The sequence below is a fragment of the Lysinibacillus capsici genome, assembly GCF_020217405.1.
Taxonomy (GTDB): domain Bacteria; phylum Bacillota; class Bacilli; order Bacillales_A; family Planococcaceae; genus Lysinibacillus; species Lysinibacillus capsici.
The window spans coordinates 4,044,121-4,065,315 of record NZ_CP084108.1 but is presented as its reverse complement, the minus strand read 5'-3'; the positions used below and the strand labels follow the sequence as shown (position 1 = coordinate 4,065,315).

Below are 21,195 nucleotides of genomic sequence, written 5' to 3'. Positions count from 1 at the left end.
TACATCATCTGAATTTTTTCTAGTGATTAACTTGATAAAGGCGGGAATTGAATGAAAAATATTTTCTTCATTTTATTAGGGATTGTCTATCTTTATCTAGCAAATGCCATTGAATTAGTCATTATTAAGCAACTATTTTTTTTAATTGGGTTGGCTTTAGTCGGTCTAGGGTGTATCCGTTATTTAAAAGAGCGTTATATTGTCATACAAACTTTGACAGCCATGACGGAAGCTAGTGAGGAGGAGATAATGGCTATTCCTCATACACATTGTACAGTTTCCAATGATGCTTTAAATGCTTTATTGTTAAATGAGCAGACAAACACGCTTATTTTCGCACGAAGAGAAGCTTTAGACGAAGAACTAAAAATAATAGAGGTTCCATTTAACAGAATATATGAGGTTGCCATCATGGAAGATGAAGTATTTACGGTTAGAACAAAGAATCATCTAATGAGTGGTTCCTTACTTGCTGAAGCAGAGGAAGTAGAAGAAGAGGAGGTAGAAGAAGATACAATCTCACAGCTATCGTTAAAGCTAGTAGTAGATCATTTATCAGAGCCTATTCAAGAATATATGTTCATGGATAATAGTGAAGATCCCATATCAAAAGAGGAAGATGACTATAAAGAAGCCATGGAGCTTTGTGAGAAATGGTTTCAAAAGATAAGTGTTATTATTAAACGTCATGAATTGGAACGAGTGCCCATAAGTCATTGGCAATAAGAGAGAAGGCTATCTCAAAATAGAAAAATGTGAGATAGCCTTTGTCGTTTAGATGATTAAATTTTAAATTGCTGTAGCTGCGTATTTAACTCCTCGGCCATTCCAGCAAGCTGATTTGCACTTCTAGCGATTTCGTCCATTGTAGCGGCGGTTTCCTCAACAGTTGCTGTTGTTTGCTCAACGCCAGCAGCGGATTCCTGTGAAATAGAGGCCATATCATCAATAGAAGCATTAATGGTTTCCGAATTTTGAGCAAGCTGATTTAAATTCGTTGAAATGGTTGAAATATTATCAATCATATCTCCTACAGCATCAGAAATTTTTTCAAATGTTTCATTTGTCTCATCTAGCTGTGTTGTTCCTCTTTTTACTTCCTCATAGCCAGTCTGAAGGGCAGATGTTACATTGCCAGTCTCACCTTGAATACGGTGGACAATTGTTGCAATATCTGTGACAGAGAACTGTACTTGCTCAGCAAGCTTTCGGACTTCATCTGCCACAACAGCAAAGCCCTTGCCATGCTCACCAGCTCGAGCTGCTTCGATTGCTGCATTTAATGCAAGTAAATTTGTTTGGTTTGAAATATCATCGATAACTGACACAAGCTTGGATATTTCAGCAGACTGTTCATTTAAATTTTCCACCTTTTTCACAGAGTCTAATACAATTTCATTTATTGTAGCCATTTGTTGGGTAGATTGAACCATTAAACTTTTCCCTGAAACCGTTAATTTCTGAACATGACTAGAATGTTCGCTTAATTCAATGCCCTCTTGTGTAGTGTCGTGAATGCTACGCTTAAATGCTGTCATTGTTTCTGCCAAATCACCTGTGGTAGATGCCTGTGTTTCTGTACCCGATGCCAGCTCTTGCATCGTTACTGTAATTTGCTCAGTACCTGCTTGTACCTCATTTGATGATTGAGCAAGTTCTTCACTACTAGCTGCTACTGTTTCAGAAACCGTGTAGATAGAATGGATCGTTTGTTTTAATTTTTCGTTCATGTCATTGGCAGCTACCATTAACGTTCCAATTTCATCACGCGTTTTTACAGGTAGAGGCTCTAGTTGTAAATTTCCATCTGCTAATTCTTTCATTCGGTCAGCTACGACTGTAACAGGTTTAGAAATGGTACTGGCTGTGATAATGGCAATTAGAATACCAGCTATCGTTAGAATCAAGCTAAAGGCGATACCAATTGTTCGATTCTCCGAGCTAGTTGATACAACATCGTTACCAACATCTGTAATGGCTTTAGCACGTTCATCTGCCAGTTTTTCGTAACCGTATCGCACTTTCGTTACGAGTTCATGTGTATCCATTAAATTTTCTAAAGCTAATTCTTTATTGCCCTTTTGATAGATATCAAATACCTCTGTATTAACAAGGGTACTCCAATCACGGGCGATTGATACAAGTTGATCGCGTTCATCTGATTTTTCATATTTGTCTAGAATAGCGTTATTTTCCTCAGCCATTTTGCGATACTCATCAAATGATTCTTTGTATTTTTCGTCACCTGTCAACACATAATTTAACGCTGCAGATAGGCGGACACTCATAGAAAGTGCTAAATTTTTACTTGCATTTAGAACAACTAAATCTTCTTTTACTAAATCTTTTGCCTGTTTTTCCATATTTGTATTGGAATTGTAAGTGTAGGTTGTAAAGCTAACTACTAAAACTAACAAAAGAATAAATGCACTTAAAATTCGAGTTTTAAGTGTTTTAAACTTGATAATGCCTTTCATTTTCCCATCCCTTTACTATCTCATTGAGAAATTTTTTCAACACAAGTATTATTTTATAACTAATTATGCGTATTAATAAGCCTTTCGATAGAAATATTTAAAAATAGTTTTTTAGTACAATGATATAATTATTTTCCTTATATTAATAGTTAAATATATATAGATGTCTAACAACTATTTTATATATTTGTGTATAATTTCCTATGTAGAAAGAAAATGCACCTGAAGCAAAATGCTTCAAGTGCCATAAGTAAAATATTCTTTATTGTTTTTGATTTTTCGCCTTGCGCTCCCACTGTAGAAGGGAAGGATAAGGGTCAAAAGCCCATTCAGTTTTTCCATTAAATTTATAAATACCATAATGAAGATGTGGAGGGAATTTGCCCGATGTACCTTCTTTTCCATATCCAGAGCTTCCAACATAGCCAAGAACAGTACCAGGTTTTACAATTGTACCTACTTCAATTTCCTTATGATAGCTACCGAGGTGGGCATAATAGTGGTAGGAATTATGATTGTCGCGAATACCAATACGCCAGCCACCAAATTGATTCCATCCTTTTACCTCAACAACTCCAAAAGAGGTAGATAATACAGGTGTTCCATAGCTGGCAAAAATATCAGTTCCCTCATGAATACGGCGTCCACCCCAACCGCGATTGGCGCCCCAAGTGCCCCGGTAACTGTAATCAGATCGGATATTTAGCGGGAAGGTATGTGCATCAAGTTCAATGGTTTTAAAATGTCTGTACAATGTGGAGATGGTAAATATCTGATTGACTGCTTCTTCGCTTCCGTAATATTCCCATAAAGCTAATTTAAAATCCTCATCAGTCGTTCCAAATTTCCCTAAATAACTAGCCATCGAAAATATGACATCCTCATCATCCTTTGGACTAGCGATTCCATCATGATTACCATCAAGGCCCATTCCTCCGAAATAGCTAATTGTCTCAGGAGAAGTGTCTTCCTTTACAGGATTTAATGCACCTGACCAGTATTCATCAGAAAATTGGATAGCCAAATAGCCTTCTCGTTTAGGGATGTCTTTACGAACTGATTGTAGGTTTCTCTCATACTGATCGATAGCAGCTAAAAAATGCCATGGAATGAGTAATTCATCGAATTGTACATAATAGGACATACGCTGCTGTAAAATTTCTTCTTCTGTAAGATCCTCCTTAGCAAAAGAGGCAGAAGGGTACAACATAATCCCTAAAAATAAAAATGTGAAAAGAAATATAAGATGGCGATGCAATGATGGACCTCCTTTCTAACGTTAGAATAACCGAAATTTTTATCTTCATTCAGTAAGGTTCTATGTTTGAAAACAGTTGATATATCCGCAATTTTTTTGCCCCAAAAAATAGAAATAATAAGAAGAAACTTCATCAAAGAAAAAGTAATGGTATCATCATGCCATTAACTTCATACTATGTTATAAATCAAGCCCTGAATGGAGGGAAGGCTATTAACATTTTAGATAAAGTGAAAAACTATCGCGAAGAAGAAAACAGGCTGAAGTGGGAAGGGACATTTGCAGATTATTTAAACATCATTAGGGAAAGACCTGAAGTTGCTCAAACAGCCCATTCACGCGTCTACAATATGATAAAAAGTTCTGGTGTAGAGGAACGCGATGGGCAAAAAATGTACAAATTTTTCGGACAAGAAATTTTTGGGCTTGAAACAGCAATTGAAAGACTGGTGGAGGAATATTTCCATCCAGCAGCACGCAGGTTAGATGTTAGAAAACGTATTTTATTATTAATGGGACCAGTTAGTGGTGGTAAATCAACTATTGTTACCTTACTAAAACGCGGATTAGAGCAATATTCGCGAACAGATGAAGGTGCAGTTTATGCAATTAAGGGATGTCCAATGCATGAAGATCCGCTCCATTTAATTCCACATCATTTGCGTAATGAGTTCTTTGAGGAATATGGGATTAGAATTGAAGGAAGTTTATCGCCTTTAAATACAATGCGTCTTGAAAAGGAATACGATGGACGCATTGAAAATGTAATGATTGAACGTATTACTTTTTCAGAAGATAAACGTGTGGGTATAGGGACATTTACACCATCAGACCCTAAATCACAAGATATTGCAGATTTAACTGGAAGTATTGATTTTTCTACAATCGGTGAATTTGGTTCAGAGTCGGATCCTCGAGCTTACCGCTTTGATGGGGAGCTGAATAAGGCCAATAGAGGAATGATGGAATTCCAGGAGATGCTAAAATTAGATGAAAAATTCTTATGGAATTTATTATCGCTAACACAGGAAGGAAATTTCAAAGCAGGAAGATTTGCTTTAATTAGTGCAGATGAGTTAATCGTTGCTCATACAAATGAAACAGAGTATCGTTCATTTATTTCAAACAAAAAGAATGAGGCATTACATTCTCGAATTATCGTTATGCCAATTCCCTACAACCTCAAAGTTAGTCAGGAAGAGCATATTTATGAAAAGATGATAAAAGAGAGCGATATGTCCCATGTCCATATTGCACCGCATGCTTTAAAGGCCGCAGCAATCTTTTCGGTTCTCACTCGTTTGGAAGTTCCGAAAAAACAAGGTGTGGATCTAATTAAAAAAATGCGCTTGTACGACGGAGAAAATGTGGAGGGATTTAATTCCGTTGACTTAGAGGAGCTGAAGAAGGAGTTCCCGAATGAAGGCATGAACGGTATTGATCCACGCTATATTATTAACCGTATTTCTTCTGCTATTATCCGCAAAGAGATACCATCGATAAATGCATTAGACGTTTTACGAGCATTGAAGGATGGGTTAGATCAGCATGCATCTATTTCTCAAGAGGATCGGGAAAAATACATGAATTACATTGCGGTTGCTCGTAGAGAATATGATGAAATTGCTAAAAACGAAGTACAAAAGGCTTTTGTGTACTCCTATGAGGAATCGGCAAAAACATTGATGAACAACTACCTCGATAATGTAGAAGCATTTTGTAATAAAAATAAAATTTATGATCCACTTACTGGGGAAGAAATGAACCCAGATGAAAAATTAATGCGCTCGATTGAGGAGCAAATTGGCATTTCAGAAAATGCTAAAAAGGCATTCCGTGAAGAAATTCTCATTCGAATTTCTGCCTATGCACGAAAAGGTAAACGCTTTGATTATAATTCTCATGAAAGATTGCGAGAAGCCATTCAGAAGAAATTATTTGCAGATTTGAAAGATATCGTGAAAATTACTACTTCTTCTAAAATGCCAGATGAATCGCAACTGAAGAAGATTAATGAGGTTGTGGCAAGGCTTGTTGATGAACATGGCTATAATACAACATCAGCAAATGAGTTGCTACAGTATGTAGGAAGTTTGCTAAATCGATAACGATAACTTGATGTTCATTGTTCCAAGTCAGATAGGAGTGTCCCAATTTTAGGGCACTCCTTTTATTATCAGGAGGAGAGATTTATGATTTGACGGAATCAACAAAAAGCTCCAGAGGATGTCCGAGACTTTGAAGAGAAACTTTCGTTCATGGACAAAAAAATCTGGACGCATTGAGGTGTGATTAATAGATATACAATTGATTTTATGAAAAAAGTTCAAAAATTTGGCTCACAAGCATAGTATAGAAAAAGCGAATTTGATAGATGGGTGAGGATAAAAATGACTGAACACGAAAATAAACGCTTTGTCATTTCTCAGGAAAATTGGTCCCTCCATCGTAAAGGGCACCAGGACCAACAACGCCATATGGAAAAAGTGAAAGATGCGATTAAAAATAATTTACCTGATTTAGTTAGCGAAGAAAGTATTGTGATGTCCAATGGTCGCGAGGTTATTAAGATACCAATTCGGTCACTTGATGAATATAAAATACGATATAACCATGATAATTCTAAGCATGTAGGGCAGGGACAAGGGGATAGTAGTGTTGGAGATGTAGTGGCGCGTGATGGCAGTAAGGCCAATCAGGCTCCCGGTAAAGGAAAAGAAGCGGGTGACAAGCCTGGCCAAGATTATTATGAAGCAGAAGTCAGTATTGAGGAAATTCAAAATGTTTTATTTCATGAACTAGAATTACCAAATTTACAGCAGAAAGAAAAGGCAGATATCAAAACAGAAAAAATAGAGTTTAATGATATTCGAAAAAAAGGTCTCATGGGTAATGTCGATAAAAAGCGTACCATTTTAAATGCATTAAAGCGCAATGCGATGCATGGGAAAGCAGAAATAACGCCAATCCACAATGACGATTTACGTTTTAAAACATGGGATGAAGTGGAGAAGCCAGAATCCAAAGCAGTAGTGCTCGCCATGATGGATACAAGTGGCTCAATGGGAGCATTTGAAAAATATTGTGCGAGAAGCTTCTTCTTTTGGATGACGAAGTTTTTACGGTCAAAATATGAAACAGTAGAAATTGAATTTATTGCCCATCATACTGAGGCAAAGGTTGTCACAGAAGAGGAGTTTTTTACTAAGGGCGAAAGTGGTGGCACTATTTGTTCTTCAGCTTATAAAAAGGCATTGGAATTAATTCAGGATAAATATCATCCGTCTCGCTACAATATTTATCCTGTCCATTTTTCAGACGGTGAAAATATATCGATGGACAATGAAAAGTGCCTGAAGCTAGTAGGGGAGTTAATGGACGTATCCAGCATGTTTGGCTATGGTGAGGTGAATCAGCATAACCGATTCTCAACGCTTATGTATACGTATAAAAAAATTGATGATCCTAAATTCAGATACCATATTTTGAGAAAAAAAGGCGATGTCTATGACGCCTTAAAGAGCTTTTTCAAGAAAAGTGAAGAGTAACATGGAAGTATCCTCAGCACCACGTTCAAAGGAGGGGGCGTAAAATGAACACAAAAGAGCTTCATCGAGCAATAGATGAAATTACCGAAATTGCCTCAAGCTTTGGCTTAGATTTTTATCCAATGCGTTACGAAATTTGTCCAGCGGATATTATTTATACATTTGGCGCCTACGGTATGCCCACGCGCTTTTCCCATTGGAGCTTTGGAAAACAATTTCATAAAATGAAGCTTCAATATGATTTAGGACTTAGTCAGATTTATGAGCTTGTCATTAATTCAAATCCTTGCTATGCATTTTTACTCGATACTAATACTTTAACCCAAAATAAATTGATTATTGCCCATGTTCTAGCGCACTGCGATTTCTTCAAAAATAATATACGTTTTTCTAATACAAGAAGAGATATGGTAGAAAGTATGACCGCAACTGCTGAGCGAATAGCTGGCTATGAGAGAGAGTATGGTAAAGATGAGGTGGAGAAGTTTTTAGATGCTGTTTTAGCTATTCAAGAACATATTGATCCATCCATTTTAAGACCGAAGCTATCCTGGAGTGAGGAGGATGAGCTTGAGGAGGAAAAACCACCAACAAAATCACCGTATGATGATTTATGGAGTATAGAAGAAAAAGAAAAAGTTTATAAACCAATCCGACGCAGATTAAAGCAATTTCCTCCTCAGCCAGAAAAGGACCTATTGTTATTCTTAGAGGAGCATAGCCGTGAATTGGAAGACTGGCAACGAGATATATTAACAATGATGCGAGAGGAAATGCTTTATTTTTGGCCTCAATTAGAAACTAAAATAATGAATGAGGGTTGGGCCTCTTTCTGGCATCAACGAATCATGCGGGAGCTAAAGTTAACTACTGCTGAAACTATCGAATATGCCAAATTAAATGCGGGGGTTGTGCAGCCCTCCAAAACATCGATTAATCCATATTATCTTGGGATTAAAATTTTCGAGGATATTGAAAATCGCTATAATAACCCTACTGAGGAAATGAAACGGTTAGGTGTTTTGCCAAATATGGGACGTGAAAAGATTTTTGAGGTAAGAGAAGTAGAATCAGATATTTCCTTTATTCGAAACTATTTAACAAAGGATTTAACGAAGCGTGAAGATTTGTACTTATTCCAAAAGAAAGGGAATGAATATCGTATAACGGATAAGGATCACGAGATGGTTCGCGATCAACTTGTATCCATGCGTGTAAACGGTGGCTTCCCATACATTGTAGTAAAAAATGGTGATTATTTGAGGAATGGCGAGCTATATTTAGTTCATGGCTATGAAGGGATGGAGTTAGATCCACACTATTTAGAAAATGTATTACCTTATATTTACCAGCTATGGGGACGTCCTGTTCATTTAGAAACCTATGTGGATAAAAAGCCGATGCTTTATTCATATGACGGCACAAAAAACTATAAACGCAATGTATAATAAAAAAAACTTCTATCTGTTGAGGGTACCATCAAGCAGATAGAAGTTTTTTCATCGTGTTGAAAAACAAAACCATCAATAGTATTTTTGTGAAAGTTCAACAATTGGTTGCAGGCTACTTGTTTTCCAGTGGCAGAGCACAGAGCCTCTTCGTGTCAAATGGCCTTTTTTTACTACTGACATGTTCTTTTTGAAACCAATCTACTTATCTTCTTCAGTTAATACATCAGTTTCTTCATTACTTTCACTATGGTTAGAGGATGAATGAATATCACTTTCAATGACAAGACTATCCCGTACTTTAATGCCTTGTTGCCCACCAGCCTCGTCATTATTATTACCAGCAATACCACTTCTTCCATTACCGTCAGCAAATTGCGAATTGACGTTGCGTGTATGACTACCGTTACTAGCATTTTGTCCACCTTGGTTGGCATTTGTGCCTACATCATGATTGATTTGGCCTCCGCCTTCTGCACGTTGCTCAAAGTGAAAATCAGTATTTCCTATATTGAATGTGAAATTTATTGTTATATGATTTTTCCCTTGCTTGTTAGAGGATTCCTGCTCAGGTTCGTCAGGTCCATAAAATTTTTTAGAATTAAAACCAGACATCGTTTCTCCTCCCTTCCTTTCCTATTACTATTAGGATATTAGCGCTTCTTGAACCCACCTGTACGTGTAGCCATGTTACCTAGAGAAAAGGTAGGAGTGTCCAGAGGGAAGCTCAACGATTTTTGCTATCTATCCAATAAATTTGTTAAAATGAATGAGATTTGATTATTTAGTGAATGGGAACGGAGAAGCAACATTGAGAACATTTAAAAAGGTTTATATAGAAATTACGAGTGTTTGTAATTTAGCATGCAGTTTTTGTCCACCTACAGCGCGTGCAAAGGGGCTTATAAAAGTCGAACAATTTAATAAAATATTAGATGAAATTCGTCCACATACAAAATATATTTATTTGCATGTGAAAGGAGAGCCTTTACTACATCCAAGAATTGATCAACTATTAGATGCTGCACATGCAAAAGGATTCAAAGTCAATATTACAACGAATGGTACGCTAATCAAAAAAAATCGCGAGAAAATATTAGGAAAGCCAGCGTTACGTCAAATTAATTTCTCGTTGCATAGCTTTGATGGGCATGAAGGCTCCGAAAATCGTGAAAAATATTTAGAGGATATTTTGGATTTTGTGCGAGATTCTAGGGAATTCAATACGATTATTTCCTATCGTTTATGGAATCTACAACAGGATCATGTTTCGGATGTTGCAGCTCGTCGCAACCGCGAGACTTTAGAAATATTAGAAAATGAGTATCATCTTGATTATCGTATAGAAGAAAAAGTAGAACCTGGTAAAGGGGTAAAAATTGCCCCTCATGTGTATTTAAATCAGGATCATGAGTTTAGATGGCCAAGTCTTCTAGAGCCAGAGGATGAAGGCAAGGGTTTTTGTCATGCACTGCGTAGTCAAGCGGCTATATTGGTGGATGGTACCGTTGTACCTTGCTGTTTGGATGGGGAAGGTGTGATTAATTTAGGAAATGTACATGAAAAGTCCTTCTCCGACATTGTAGAAGGGGAGCGTGCCAACAAGATTGTTGAAGGCTTCTCAAGAAGAGAAGCTGTGGAAGAATTATGTAGAAAATGCGGCTATCGTCAAAAGTTTGGTATGTAGCTACTAAAAGTTACTTTGAAATAAAAAAGCAGCTCCAATGGTCATTGACCGTTAGAGCTGTTTTTCTTTGATTGAGAATCAATCGTATCTAAAAAATCCTTCGTTATACGAACTACATATTTTACCTCGTCTAAATTTCGTTCTCTTAATAATGAGCGATGAATGTCTAGCATGAGGTTTTTCTCCTCAATATCAGTAACGCCAGATAATTTTTGAAAATTAAATAGCTCCTCAGGGGTAATGTCTAATGCCTTCATGATTGTTTCCAAAGTACTTAAGGTAATATTAGATTGTCCATGCTCAATATTGGAAACTCTTCCTTTACTGAAACCTAACTTCCCTGTTCTTTCAGCCACTTCTTCTTGGCTAAGTCCTTTGGATAATCGAATAATCCGAAGTTGTTCACCTACTAGCTTTAAAAAATCTGACATATGATTCACCTCTATGTTAAAAGCTAGTGAAAAACAATGGAAATGACTATACTATTATAGTGGTATAATAGAGAAAATGTTACATTTAAATGGTACAATATTTAGAGTAATACTTTTATCTAGACAAATGATCTAAATAAATAACTAGGTATGCGTTAATGAAGATTGTATTCAGGGTATTAATTGGGACAGAGGATTGGAGGGTTCATACATGGTGAAGCAGTTTTTTTTAGAAGAAATAGCAAAAGTCCAAATTGGTCATTTAATTGCGAACGATCAGTGGTTTAAAAGGGAAGGTACTCCTTTTATCACCAAAGCAACACTATTGAAATTACTGGTAGATGATGATGCAAGTCAAGTGCCAAAGGTTGATCACACGATTGATTCATTAAATTTGTCACTAGTGCCTGCAAAAAGCATTCTACTCAATAAATTAAATTTAAAGGAAACCATTATTTATCAATGTAAAAAAGCTGTATGCATCGGTCATGATATCATTGCCATTATTCCAAATGAATCCATTGTTGTTAGTGACTATTTATTTCACTTTTTTAAATGGTATCAAATAAATAAAGAGAAGCGTCCTATCTTTCGTTTAATAATTGAATTACCTCCTCTTGATATACAGCATAGAGCAGCTCAACTATTAAACACTATTCAGCATTTATTAATGAATAAAGATTCTTTAGTCACAGCGGTAGAAAAACTTCCACAGTATTTCGATAATGTGTCAAAACAAGTAAATCAGCATGCAAAAAACTTACATCATAGCTTTGACCAGCTCCAATATCTATATGCTGATATGTTACATAAGGTTTATAATGGAGATTTCCTAAATGATTCCTTTCAAAGGTTGAGCAATTAACATAAGTCGGTGCAAATGGATTGGGCAATCCTTGCACCGACTTGTTAAATTTCAATAATAATTGGTAAAATCATGGGCTTACGTTTTGTTTGGGTAAATAAATATTGTCCAACAGCTCTTTTAATTTCTCGGCGAAGAACATGTATTTGCTGTCTGCTCTCTTCTTGAAGCTCATTGACGATTTCTTTGGTAAGCACATTGACTTTAGTTAACAGTGCCTCGAAATCTTTAGCATAAACAAAACCACGTGAAATGGTATCGGGTTCTGAGATAAAAGCACCATCAGCTTTATTGAGTGTCAATACAATAACAAGCATTCCATCTTCTGAAAGTTGCTTGCGATCACGCAGGACAATTCCTTCGACCTCACCAATGCCAATCCCATCTACATAGGTATCCCCAGCAGGAATTTTCCGTGTTTGCCTTGCCTTTGAATTTTCAATATCAACAACATCCCCATTTTTCATAATAAATGTATGCCCCTTTTGAACGCCAATAGATTCTGCTAATAAACGATGTTGATGTAACATACGATACTCACCATGAATAGGTATGAAAAATTTAGGCTTCATAAACGTCAGCATAAGTTTTAAGTCCTCTTGATGACCATGTCCTGATACATGCATACCTGTATGACTGGAAGAACCATAAATAACTTTAGCACCAAGCTGAAACAAATTGTCCACAATACGAGAAACACCCTTTTCATTACCGGGGATTGGTGAAGCGGCAAGAATGACTGTATCGTCTGGTAAAACTTTAATTTCACGATGATTACCATTTGCTATTCTTGCAAGTGCAGCTAGAGGCTCGCCTTGGCTACCTGTGCAGAGGACCACCACCTCTTCTGGAGGGAGGTATTTGACCTCTCGTGCATCAATTAACAGATCTTCTGGTACAAATAAATAACCTCGTTCAATTGCGACATCAACGACATTGACCATGCTACGCCCTACTAAAGCTAGTTTCCTATTGGTTGCAATTGCTGCATGTACAATTTGCTGAATACGATTAACATTTGAAGCAAAGGTAGAGATGATTACTTTTCGTTCAGCATGTAAAAAGGCTTCCTCAATATGATGCCCTACAAGTTGCTCTGAAGGCGTCAAACCTGGTCTTTCCGCATTTGTACTTTCCGAGATAAGAACTAGCACACCATTTGAACCGATTTCAGCCATTTTATGAATATCAGCATATTGGTTGTTAACAGGCGTTAGGTCAAATTTAAAGTCTCCAGTATGGACAACGTTTCCTTCGGGAGTGGCTAAAACAATACCTAAACAATCGGGTATACTATGATTGGTTCTAAAGAAACTAACATCGAATTGTCCTAAATGTAGAGCTGAGTCTGCATGAATTTCAATTAAATCGGTTTCTCGTAAGAGTTTATGTTCCTTAAGCTTTAATTCAATAAGTCCAAGTGTGAATCGGGTAGCATACACAGGGACATTTAATTTTTTTAGTAAGTAAGGAATACCACCAATATGATCTTCATGTCCATGCGTGACAATTAATGCCTTAATTTTCTCCTTATTATCAAGTAAATACGTAATATCTGGAATGATTAAATCAATTCCGAGCAGGGTTTCATCAGGAAATTTTGCTCCGCAATCAATAATAATTATGTCATCTGCATATTGTACTACATACATATTTTTACCAATTTCATTTATCCCACCAAGGGCGAATATGGATAATAGCTGTTTACTTGTTGACAACGTATTCCCTCCTATAGTCTTAAATATCTAAATGCTTTTGCCATAAGTAGTATAGCTTTTAGCATTTCATCCTATACGAAATTTGCTATACGACTAACTGTAAAATGTAAAGAATAGAATGGAGAGATAACAAGAATATTTCTCTAAAATCAAATTAAAAGGAGGTAAAGCTTTGTCTAGTTTTGTGCAACATGCTATTTTTGAGCATAGATTTTGGCTAGAAATCATGCAAAATCACGCTCAATTTATTCATGACGCCCTCTATCCCTCAGAAAAGGATGATATTCAAAGAGCCCATACGTATATTTATCAATTCTCGCAGCTACTTGCATATGTACCATCGCTCGATGATTCAAATGCTGTATCTTTTTCAGTGTCCGTGGACGACAATGTTGAGCAATTTAAGCAGTTCAAGCTTCATCTACTCAGACATCAACTATTGGGGGATATTGGGATTCATTTAACGCCTACGTTTGTCAACCATATGGTCAATGAATTAGAAGAATACCAAAATGTGCTGAATTACTTGAAAAAAGGAGAAGCACCACCGATTTTTCATGAGCTTCATCATCATTTAGTTTGGCTTTTAGATGCTACTGGACACGCAGGCATTATTAATGATGATTTAGATGGTGTTGAGAAGCGTTTGAAGCAAAAGAGTCATGAGTTTGCTCAACACTTTGAACAATTTTACTTAAAGGCCGTAGAATTAACAGGCTATTTACGTACGAATATGGATTCCTTTCCTGCTTTAAAACGCTTTAATAAAGATGTTGAGCTTGAAATGACATTATTTAAAACATTCTTAAGAGAATTAGAAGAAATGGAGCTAAGTGCAGAAGTGCTAGGTACATTTACAGCTCCGATGGCGGATCATATGTGGCGTGAAGAGCAATACTATTTAACAAAGCTTGCACAGGCTAGAGAACAAGATAATTAAAACAAAAGGCTATCTAAGCTGACTAGATAGCCTTTTTGGTTAGGGGTGAATCACTACCTCTGTACCTATTGGCACAATACTGGCTAGCTCTTCAACATCTCGATTTTGCATGCGGATACACCCATGTGAAACAGCATGCCCAATAGAGCTAGGATCATTTGTGCCATGAATTCCGTAGTGTTCTTTAGAAAGACTCATCCACATCGTACCAAAAGGACCGCCAGGGTTTGGCGCTTTATTGATGATAATAAAACTACCTACTGGTGTTTCGTGAAGCATGCGTCCAACTGCAATTGGGTATTGTTTTTGAAGGATATTGTTTTTATATAAACGGAGCCAGCGATTATTGGTGGATATCTCGATATGGTAAGGAATTGCTTCGGGGTCGGGCAAGCCGGGGATGATAATTTGTTGACCACTGAAAAGATGGTCAGGCTGAATTCCTAGATTAGCAGCGAGAATAGATGACAAAGGTGTACGGTAATCTTGAGAAATTTGAACAAGGGTTTCACCAGCTTTGACTGTATGAATCAATTTTTAGTCCCTCCAATGCAAAGGTTTATTGCTCTACTATATGCTTCAGAATGTTTGATGTAATTTTAGGAATGCAAGATTTTTCAGTTTCTGGACAGAATAAGCGGTGACATTGCAGGATTAAGGGGCATAAAGATGAAGGAATTTAAAATTACGTATTTTTTTGATGAGGTACATTATGTTCGAAGGTTCATTTTTATTGAATCACAACAAGAGGCAGAAAAATTAGTGAAAAATGAACGTGATCAATATATCTCCTTTACGGATAGTAGGGGGATATACCATGAACTGCACACAAAACATGTACGAGTTATTCAAATAGCTGAGTATCATCGAATTAATAAAAGTGCGAATGAGAAAGACACATAATCTGTTCAGCATTACACACATTATAGGAAAAGGAGTGTGACAGAATGGATATCGAAAAAATACCACATGAAAAGAAAATGTTCATGAATTTAAATAGTAAGGACAAGCCTGACATGGTTGAATCAGATACAATTAGTCTTTTCGATTTGCATGAGGATATGCAAACTGTGGATGCCATTCCGATAGAGGAACTCAATAAGCGAGTCAAAAGAGAAGGCGACGAATTAATTGAAATGCAGCCAGATGAATTATAGGAGATGAAAAATCAATGAATCATGAAAAAGACGTCCAATTTACAGCTGCAGGAACAAATATTAATGAAGTGAAGCAAAAAAATGCACAGGCAGGATTATCCTATAATGAAGTAAAGGCGTTGTTAGCTAAAGGTGGTGGACATGGTACGTCTATTTATAGCGACACAGACATTGATGAAGTCAAACAAGACATACACAAACATCAACAATAAACGTTTTGGAGGAGCAAGGTATTGAGCGCTCTTCCCTTTTTATTTTACAATGGTGAAAAATAAAGGAGTTGTAAATCATGTCAACTGGAGAAATGAGATGTCCATTATGCGGAGGCGAAAACCATTGTGGCGTGGCAAAAGGCAAAAAAGAGTGCTGGTGTATGACAGTTAGCATTCCAGAAACCCTGTTAACTACAGTGCAAAGAGAGCCAAATCTATGCATTTGTTCAACATGCATAGCTACATATAAGAAAGAGCAAGTATAGTTTTTTACGATGATAAAGGTTGATAAAAATTGAGCAATTGGTACAATTGTCTATCGCACAACAACCTAGCAGGCATACATTACTCTGAAAGGAGTGTGTCTAATGGCTAAACCTATTGAACTCAGTAATGTGACAAAGGCATATTTAGAGGAATATCAGCGAATCCTCAAAAAAATGATGCAGGGTATGACCTATGTAACCATTACTTGTAGTATCTCAGAAAATTTTATTAAGCAAATCATCCCTCATCAAGTTGCAGCAATCCAAATGTCTGAAAATGTTTTACGTTATACAACGAATATACCTGTGCAAAATCTCGCCTTAGAAATCATTCGCACACATACAGAAATGGTTGAGAGTCTTGAAGCGATACAAAATCGCTGTTGTGTCGTACAAAATTCAGAGTATGAATTATACGAGTATATGTGTGCTTACAAAGAAATTACAGAAGCTATGTTCAATGCAATGTGTGCTCCACCAGTCTCTAATAGCATTAATATCAATTATCTTCGGGAAATGATCGTCCATCATCAGGGTGGTATACGACTGGCACAAAATGTGCTTAGATTCTGCATCTGTCAAGAGTTAATTCCAATCCTACGTTGCATGATTCAAACGCTGTGTGAGCAACTAGAAGCCATGGAAAAGCTACTGGATAGTTTACAAAATTGCGATTGCGAGTGCTAGCACTAACGAGAAGTTTATATGGGAAGAAGGCGCTAAATCAATCGGGATTTTAGCGCTTTTTCTGCGTAAAGACAGTGTTTAACTAAGAAAATAAGAAATTGTCAATAAAGTGGACGGAAAAATAATAAAGTGTAAAGAATTAAATGAGAATCTATTTTTGTTATTCTATTGTTGGTAAAATATATATGTTTTATTAATTGAAGGTAATGAAGAGAAATCTATAATTGGCTTTAAAATATTGGTAATTTTATTTTACTTGAATACAACTAGGAGTGGGAGCTATGTTCAAAAGGAAGAAGATTAATCAAAGTTATGATTATTTTTCGGCTACGAAAAATTCAGACATCGAAACAAATGAACGCTTTAAGGAAAAATTGGATTTCCTTGCTTTATCTAGAATTAGAAGAGAATCTGTTGGATTTTTACGTAAAATTTATGAGAATAATCGACAGCATATACTCGATAATTTTTATGCTCGTCTACTGGAAATCCCAGAGTTTAATCATGTCATCAATACACATTCAACAGTAGAGCGCTTAAAAGGATTGTTTGATACACATTTCATTAGCTTATTTGATGATGAATTAGATTTAGATTATGTCTTTAAGCGTCGTAAAATTGCATATGTTCATGCAAGAATTGGTGTACTACCGAATTGGATGATTTCTGCCTATACACTGATTAATCAATTAATCATTCCACTTATTGTCAAAGAACTATCTCGTGATGAAGAAAAAATGCTGGATGTTTTATTGTCTTACGATAGCTTAGTAACAATTGATCAACAAATTATTTTAGAGACCTATATTGAAATTCAAGCAGGATCTGTAGTAAATGGATTAGGTGAAATAATTACTTATAATACACAGTTAGATACCATTAAGGAACTGATTGAATTTCAGGAGATTCAGCAACAGGAGATTGTTGCAGCAGATCAATTAATGCATGAGTTAGACGAAAGTATTGAAGAAATTGCCACATCAGTTGGTGATATTTCAGAGCAAACAAAGCATGCCTTTAAAAAATTAAATCAGGATTTGGAATCATTACAACAAGTATCATCTATTTTACAGACGACCGATGAAGGCCATAAATCAATGCAGGAAGACATTAGGCGTTTAGTTGAACGTGTAAATAGTGTAGCGAAATTAATGGAATTAATTAAAAAAATTGCAGATCAAACAAATTTGTTGGCTTTAAATGCATCAATAGAGGCCGCTCGTGCGGGAGAAGCAGGAAAAGGTTTTGCGGTTGTTGCAGAGGAAGTTCGGAAACTTGCTGATGATACAAGTACATCTGTCAAATCTATACATACAGATATACAGGAGCTACTTCATATTACCCATAATATTAGTTCATTGACGACTCAATTTTCCCAAGATTTACATCAAGGTGTTACAGATACCTTATATATTTCACAGACGCTAGCTGAGCTAAATAAAAACTTACAGCAGCAGGGGGCGCGCTTTGAGGAAATAGCTACAACGACAAAGGTTCAGGCACAATCTGCTACTACTATTTCTGAACGTAACCATACAATTACAGAGAGCATGCAAAAAAGTAAGGTAATCGTTTTTGATATGGGCTCTGCCATTTATAAGTTAAGTAAAATGATTGATGGATACAGATCCACAACAATTTCTAAAAACTTTATTATTAGCCAAGAGGATATTATTGAATTAGCTATTACCGATCATCTATTGTGGAGATGGAAAATCTACAATTTGCTACTAGGCTTTGAAACGATGACGGAGCAGGATGTAGGGTCTCCAAAAGAATCACGCCTTGGCGAATGGTATTACGGCACAGGAAAGAAACTATTAGGTGATGAGCGTGTCTATGCAGAGTTAGAACAACCATTTATCCACGTCCATGATATAGCAAAAAAAGCAGTGCGTGAATACAATGTAGGCAATAAAACGGGCGCTGAAAAATACCTGAAAGAAATTACGGATGAATCGTATGTTGTAATTGAAAAATTAAAAGAGTTAAAGGAAATTTTATTGAGCGAGAAAAAGCAATATATTCATTAAAAAATGGAAAGCAAGCTAGTCTACATACTAGCTTGCTCTTTTATAGATGAATAGGTGGAACACACATAAATGTCACTGTACGCTTTTGGCTATCATAAAGACACCATTCACGGTGATTGATAACAGAGCCTACATTCACACCATATTGTTTGTCTTGTAACGCAATTGGTTGCCCGTAGCGAATACGAATCGGCAGCTTTTTTTGTTGATGATAAAGACCTGATTCGTGACTATGCCCAAAGAAAAATAATGGTTTTTGAAAGGGTGGGAAAGTCGGTTGCCAGCTTACATTCCACTTAAATTGATGTCCGTGCATAAGCGTGGCTCCTTCAATCTCTATTGTCTCAGGTAAAGCTTTAAAACGTTCAATGCCAGTGACCTGAGTAATACGTTCTTCTTGATTGCCTCGAATAGAGGGGAAGGTTAGTAGTTTTTCAAATTCACTTTCTACTATGGCCGCCTTTTGCAAAGGTAAGCCAGATATGGTTTGTGCCTTTTTCTTACTAACAGTGCATTCATATAAATCCCCTAACCCAATGATTTTTGCTTCCTCTGCTGTTTGTTGAATATGAGCTAGAACAGCTTTAGTGTCTTCTATATTAGAATGTAAATCTCCTAAAAGTGCATAAAGCATTTAAACCCGGCCTTTCCTAATAATAATGGTACAAGTATCATACACCCAATAGAAATTGCTAGAAAAGTAAAATGTCTAAGAATATTTCGTTACTTCAGCTACATATTTTGAATGTGTGGAAAAATTGCCAAGAAATACATTGCTTGATAAAATATAATCATAATTTTCTGAATATTAAGAAGTTTAATAGTTTCCCATTCTTGTTTATTCAGTAATAATAAAATGAATGTATGGAGGGCTTATAATGACGAAGTTTATGACAGATATTCTTGAAGACTATGCAGGGCAGCAACCAAATGCAATTGCAACCTTGTATGATGGAAAGGCATTAAGCTATCATGATTTTTATCAACGTGTAGAAAGATTTGCGGCTTACTTGCAGGAACAAGATTTTGAAAAAGATGATGTGATTGCCCTATATACGCTCAATTCAGATTTATTTTTAATCGCTTATTTAGGTGTCCAATTAGCTGGATTTATTGTGATGCCTATTAACACTAAATTAGCTGCTCCTGAGGTTGATTTTATTTTTACTCATTCACAAGCAAGGGGCTTAATTTTTGATGAAAGATTAACAGAGGTATTAGAGGACGTTTCCTATTCATTCCAACATACAATCGGATTTCAAGAAATGAAAAACATAATTGAGCATGATAATCATGCTAGAAAAATTGTGCAATTAGAGGCTGACGATACGGCAGTGGTCATGTATACGTCAGGAACAACAGGTAAACCCAAAGGCGTCATGCTAACGCATCAAAATATCGTGGCTACAGCAGATATTTGGTCATCTTCTATGAATATGTCGAGCAAGGACAAAATGTTTATTTGTACACCTTTGTTCCATTGTGCAGGTCTTCATGTATTTGCTATGCCTATGTTTTATCAAGGAGGAACAGTGGTCATTGAAGAAGCATTTTCACCAACTAAAACGTTAGCTCAAATTGTAGCTACTGAAACGACAATTTTCTTTGGTGTTCCATCTATGTATACGATCATATTAAATACTCCAGGATTCAAGGAACATAGCTTTAAGCATTTACGTTTATTATGTTACGGGGCTGCCCCTATGCCTTATGAGCTTGTAAAGCAAGTGAAAGAAGCATTTCCAAATGTAAAGGTTCAAAATCTTTATGGTCAAACTGAAAATTCACCTGCAGCTACCTCTTTATTAGATACAGATGCATTGACGAAAATTGGCTCAGTGGGAAAACCATTAGCACAGACAGAGGTTTGTGTAGTTGATAGCGATGGAAAGACCGTACCAGCTGGAGAGGTGGGCGAAATATGCGTAAGAGGACCACAAGTAATGAAGGGCTATTTGCGCAATCCAGAGGAAACAGCAAGAGCGATTAGGGATGGCTGGCTGTACTCAGGCGATTTAGGACGCTTTGATAAGGAAGGCTATTTATATATTGTAGATCGAAAAAAAGATATGATTATTCGCGGTGGAGAAAATATTTACCCAATCGAAATAGAAGAAGTTCTATATCAAATGCCGGAAATTTTGGAAGCAGCAGTGGTTGGATTGCCACATGAAGTATATGGAGAAGTACCAAAAGCATTTGTGGTGTTAAAGGAGGGGAAGTCTCTTGATGAAAATTCGATACTATCCTATTGTCAAACACGACTTGCCAAATATAAAGTACCATATGAAATTGAATTTTTAATAGAATTGCCACGTAATGCCTCTGGGAAGGTACTAAAGCATACATTACGACCGAAAGTAACAACGATTTAAGACAGTTCAATTATCCTTTGGCATAATTGCTATCCAGATTTTTGGAGTTTACTCGAAAAAGAGTCTTGTGAAACTCGCTATTAGTACAAAATA

Annotated in this window: 21 protein-coding genes; 14 read left to right on the top strand and 7 right to left on the bottom strand. The window is 36.4% G+C overall.

Annotation, left to right across the window (positions count from 1 at the left end):
* Positions 1-51 precede the first annotated feature (51 nt).
* Positions 52-726 (top strand): hypothetical protein, encoded by a 675-nt coding sequence (locus LCP48_RS20175; RefSeq protein WP_004225654.1) that lies wholly within the window; start codon positions 52-54, stop codon positions 724-726.
* Positions 727-782: 56 nt separating this feature from the next.
* On the opposite strand, the gene LCP48_RS20170 is transcribed toward LCP48_RS20175, so the two are convergent.
* Together LCP48_RS20170 and LCP48_RS20165 are read right to left on the bottom strand one after the other, a co-directional pair.
* Complete coding sequence (locus LCP48_RS20170; protein ID WP_004225653.1) at positions 783-2,477, bottom strand: methyl-accepting chemotaxis protein; 1,695 nt, start codon at positions 2,475-2,477, stop codon at positions 783-785.
* 262 nt (positions 2,478-2,739) lie between these two features.
* Entirely contained in the window at positions 2,740-3,735 is a 996-nt protein-coding gene (locus LCP48_RS20165) for a M23 family metallopeptidase (protein WP_225340476.1), read from the bottom strand.
* 212 nt (positions 3,736-3,947) lie between these two features.
* Between LCP48_RS20165 and LCP48_RS20160 the strand changes: the two genes are divergently transcribed.
* The 3 genes from LCP48_RS20160 (at position 3,948) to LCP48_RS20150 (ending at position 8,731) form a co-directional block, all read left to right on the top strand.
* Positions 3,948-5,843, top strand: a complete 1,896-nt coding sequence (locus tag LCP48_RS20160; protein ID WP_039884612.1) for a PrkA family serine protein kinase — start codon at positions 3,948-3,950, stop codon at positions 5,841-5,843.
* A gap of 282 nt (positions 5,844-6,125) precedes the next feature.
* A complete protein-coding gene (gene yhbH, locus LCP48_RS20155) occupies positions 6,126-7,283 on the top strand; it encodes a sporulation protein YhbH (protein ID WP_004225650.1) in 1,158 nt (385 codons plus the stop codon).
* Positions 7,284-7,327: 44 nt separating this feature from the next.
* Positions 7,328-8,731, top strand: a complete 1,404-nt coding sequence (locus LCP48_RS20150) for a SpoVR family protein (RefSeq protein ID WP_004225648.1) — start codon at positions 7,328-7,330, stop codon at positions 8,729-8,731.
* Between the two features lie 201 nt (positions 8,732-8,932).
* On the opposite strand, the gene LCP48_RS20145 is transcribed toward LCP48_RS20150, so the two are convergent.
* Positions 8,933-9,346 (bottom strand): hypothetical protein, encoded by a 414-nt coding sequence (locus tag LCP48_RS20145; RefSeq protein WP_004225645.1) that lies wholly within the window; start codon positions 9,344-9,346, stop codon positions 8,933-8,935.
* Between the two features lie 196 nt (positions 9,347-9,542).
* Between LCP48_RS20145 and LCP48_RS20140 the strand changes: the two genes are divergently transcribed.
* Positions 9,543-10,418: a radical SAM/SPASM domain-containing protein gene (locus LCP48_RS20140; RefSeq protein WP_004225643.1), complete on the top strand. Its 876-nt coding sequence runs from the start codon at positions 9,543-9,545 to the stop codon at positions 10,416-10,418.
* 41 nt (positions 10,419-10,459) lie between these two features.
* Here the strand turns inward: LCP48_RS20140 and LCP48_RS20135 are convergent, their stop codons facing one another.
* Positions 10,460-10,849, bottom strand: a complete 390-nt coding sequence (locus tag LCP48_RS20135; protein WP_004225641.1) for a helix-turn-helix domain-containing protein — start codon at positions 10,847-10,849, stop codon at positions 10,460-10,462.
* Positions 10,850-11,060: 211 nt separating this feature from the next.
* Between LCP48_RS20135 and LCP48_RS20130 the strand changes: the two genes are divergently transcribed.
* Positions 11,061-11,714, top strand: coding sequence for a restriction endonuclease subunit S domain-containing protein (locus LCP48_RS20130; RefSeq protein WP_225340475.1), 654 nt, complete (start codon positions 11,061-11,063; stop codon positions 11,712-11,714).
* 44 nt (positions 11,715-11,758) lie between these two features.
* Here the strand turns inward: LCP48_RS20130 and LCP48_RS20125 are convergent, their stop codons facing one another.
* Positions 11,759-13,432 (bottom strand): ribonuclease J, encoded by a 1,674-nt coding sequence (locus LCP48_RS20125; RefSeq protein WP_009371564.1) that lies wholly within the window; start codon positions 13,430-13,432, stop codon positions 11,759-11,761.
* 172 nt (positions 13,433-13,604) lie between these two features.
* On the opposite strand from LCP48_RS20125, the gene LCP48_RS20120 reads away from it, so the two are divergent.
* Positions 13,605-14,372, top strand: coding sequence for a DUF2935 domain-containing protein (locus LCP48_RS20120; RefSeq protein ID WP_004225637.1), 768 nt, complete (start codon positions 13,605-13,607; stop codon positions 14,370-14,372).
* Between the two features lie 39 nt (positions 14,373-14,411).
* On the opposite strand, the gene LCP48_RS20115 is transcribed toward LCP48_RS20120, so the two are convergent.
* Complete coding sequence (locus tag LCP48_RS20115) at positions 14,412-14,906, bottom strand: L,D-transpeptidase family protein (RefSeq protein ID WP_004225636.1); 495 nt, start codon at positions 14,904-14,906, stop codon at positions 14,412-14,414.
* Positions 14,907-15,041: 135 nt separating this feature from the next.
* On the opposite strand from LCP48_RS20115, the gene LCP48_RS20110 reads away from it, so the two are divergent.
* From LCP48_RS20110 to LCP48_RS20085, 6 genes are all read left to right on the top strand, one after another.
* On the top strand, positions 15,042-15,275 hold the full coding sequence (locus LCP48_RS20110; protein ID WP_004225633.1) for a hypothetical protein: 234 nt from the start codon (positions 15,042-15,044) through the stop codon (positions 15,273-15,275).
* 44 nt (positions 15,276-15,319) lie between these two features.
* Positions 15,320-15,529, top strand: a complete 210-nt coding sequence (locus LCP48_RS20105; RefSeq protein WP_004225632.1) for a hypothetical protein — start codon at positions 15,320-15,322, stop codon at positions 15,527-15,529.
* Positions 15,530-15,543: 14 nt separating this feature from the next.
* The gene (locus LCP48_RS20100; protein WP_004225630.1) at positions 15,544-15,741 is read left to right on the top strand and encodes a gamma-type small acid-soluble spore protein; all 198 of its coding nucleotides are present in this window, start codon (positions 15,544-15,546) and stop codon (positions 15,739-15,741) included.
* Between the two features lie 77 nt (positions 15,742-15,818).
* Positions 15,819-16,007 carry a cysteine-rich CWC family protein gene (locus LCP48_RS20095; RefSeq protein ID WP_004225629.1) on the top strand — a complete coding sequence of 63 codons (189 nt, stop codon included), beginning with the start codon at positions 15,819-15,821 and terminating at the stop codon, positions 16,005-16,007.
* Between the two features lie 102 nt (positions 16,008-16,109).
* Entirely contained in the window at positions 16,110-16,694 is a 585-nt protein-coding gene (locus tag LCP48_RS20090) for a DUF305 domain-containing protein (RefSeq protein ID WP_004225628.1), read from the top strand.
* A 281-nt stretch (positions 16,695-16,975) separates the two neighbouring features.
* Positions 16,976-18,727, top strand: coding sequence for a methyl-accepting chemotaxis protein (locus LCP48_RS20085; RefSeq protein WP_004225627.1), 1,752 nt, complete (start codon positions 16,976-16,978; stop codon positions 18,725-18,727).
* Positions 18,728-18,767: 40 nt separating this feature from the next.
* Here the strand turns inward: LCP48_RS20085 and LCP48_RS20080 are convergent, their stop codons facing one another.
* Entirely contained in the window at positions 18,768-19,361 is a 594-nt protein-coding gene (locus LCP48_RS20080) for a metallophosphoesterase family protein (RefSeq protein WP_004225625.1), read from the bottom strand.
* Positions 19,362-19,605: 244 nt separating this feature from the next.
* Between LCP48_RS20080 and LCP48_RS20075 the strand changes: the two genes are divergently transcribed.
* A complete protein-coding gene (locus tag LCP48_RS20075) occupies positions 19,606-21,102 on the top strand; it encodes a class I adenylate-forming enzyme family protein (protein WP_004225623.1) in 1,497 nt (498 codons plus the stop codon).
* Positions 21,103-21,195: the final 93 nt, after the last annotated feature.

What these genes read in the sequence shown, in the direction of transcription:
- LCP48_RS20175 (WP_004225654.1), top strand. Translation starts at nt 52, where the DNA reads ATGAAAAATATTTTCTTCATTTTATTAGGGATTGTCTATCTTTATCTA.
- LCP48_RS20170 (WP_004225653.1), bottom strand. Translation starts at nt 2,477, where the DNA reads ATGAAAGGCATTATCAAGTTTAAAACACTTAAAACTCGAATTTTAAGT.
- yhbH (WP_004225650.1), top strand. Translation starts at nt 6,126, where the DNA reads ATGACTGAACACGAAAATAAACGCTTTGTCATTTCTCAGGAAAATTGG.
- LCP48_RS20150 (WP_004225648.1), top strand. Translation starts at nt 7,328, where the DNA reads ATGAACACAAAAGAGCTTCATCGAGCAATAGATGAAATTACCGAAATT.
- LCP48_RS20145 (WP_004225645.1), bottom strand. Translation starts at nt 9,346, where the DNA reads ATGTCTGGTTTTAATTCTAAAAAATTTTATGGACCTGACGAACCTGAG.
- LCP48_RS20135 (WP_004225641.1), bottom strand. Translation starts at nt 10,849, where the DNA reads ATGTCAGATTTTTTAAAGCTAGTAGGTGAACAACTTCGGATTATTCGA.
- LCP48_RS20130 (WP_225340475.1), top strand. Translation starts at nt 11,061, where the DNA reads ATGGTGAAGCAGTTTTTTTTAGAAGAAATAGCAAAAGTCCAAATTGGT.
- LCP48_RS20110 (WP_004225633.1), top strand. Translation starts at nt 15,042, where the DNA reads ATGAAGGAATTTAAAATTACGTATTTTTTTGATGAGGTACATTATGTT.
- LCP48_RS20105 (WP_004225632.1), top strand. Translation starts at nt 15,320, where the DNA reads ATGGATATCGAAAAAATACCACATGAAAAGAAAATGTTCATGAATTTA.
- LCP48_RS20100 (WP_004225630.1), top strand. Translation starts at nt 15,544, where the DNA reads ATGAATCATGAAAAAGACGTCCAATTTACAGCTGCAGGAACAAATATT.
- LCP48_RS20095 (WP_004225629.1), top strand. Translation starts at nt 15,819, where the DNA reads ATGTCAACTGGAGAAATGAGATGTCCATTATGCGGAGGCGAAAACCAT.
- LCP48_RS20090 (WP_004225628.1), top strand. Translation starts at nt 16,110, where the DNA reads ATGGCTAAACCTATTGAACTCAGTAATGTGACAAAGGCATATTTAGAG.
- LCP48_RS20085 (WP_004225627.1), top strand. Translation starts at nt 16,976, where the DNA reads ATGTTCAAAAGGAAGAAGATTAATCAAAGTTATGATTATTTTTCGGCT.
- LCP48_RS20080 (WP_004225625.1), bottom strand. Translation starts at nt 19,361, where the DNA reads ATGCTTTATGCACTTTTAGGAGATTTACATTCTAATATAGAAGACACT.
- LCP48_RS20075 (WP_004225623.1), top strand. Translation starts at nt 19,606, where the DNA reads ATGACGAAGTTTATGACAGATATTCTTGAAGACTATGCAGGGCAGCAA.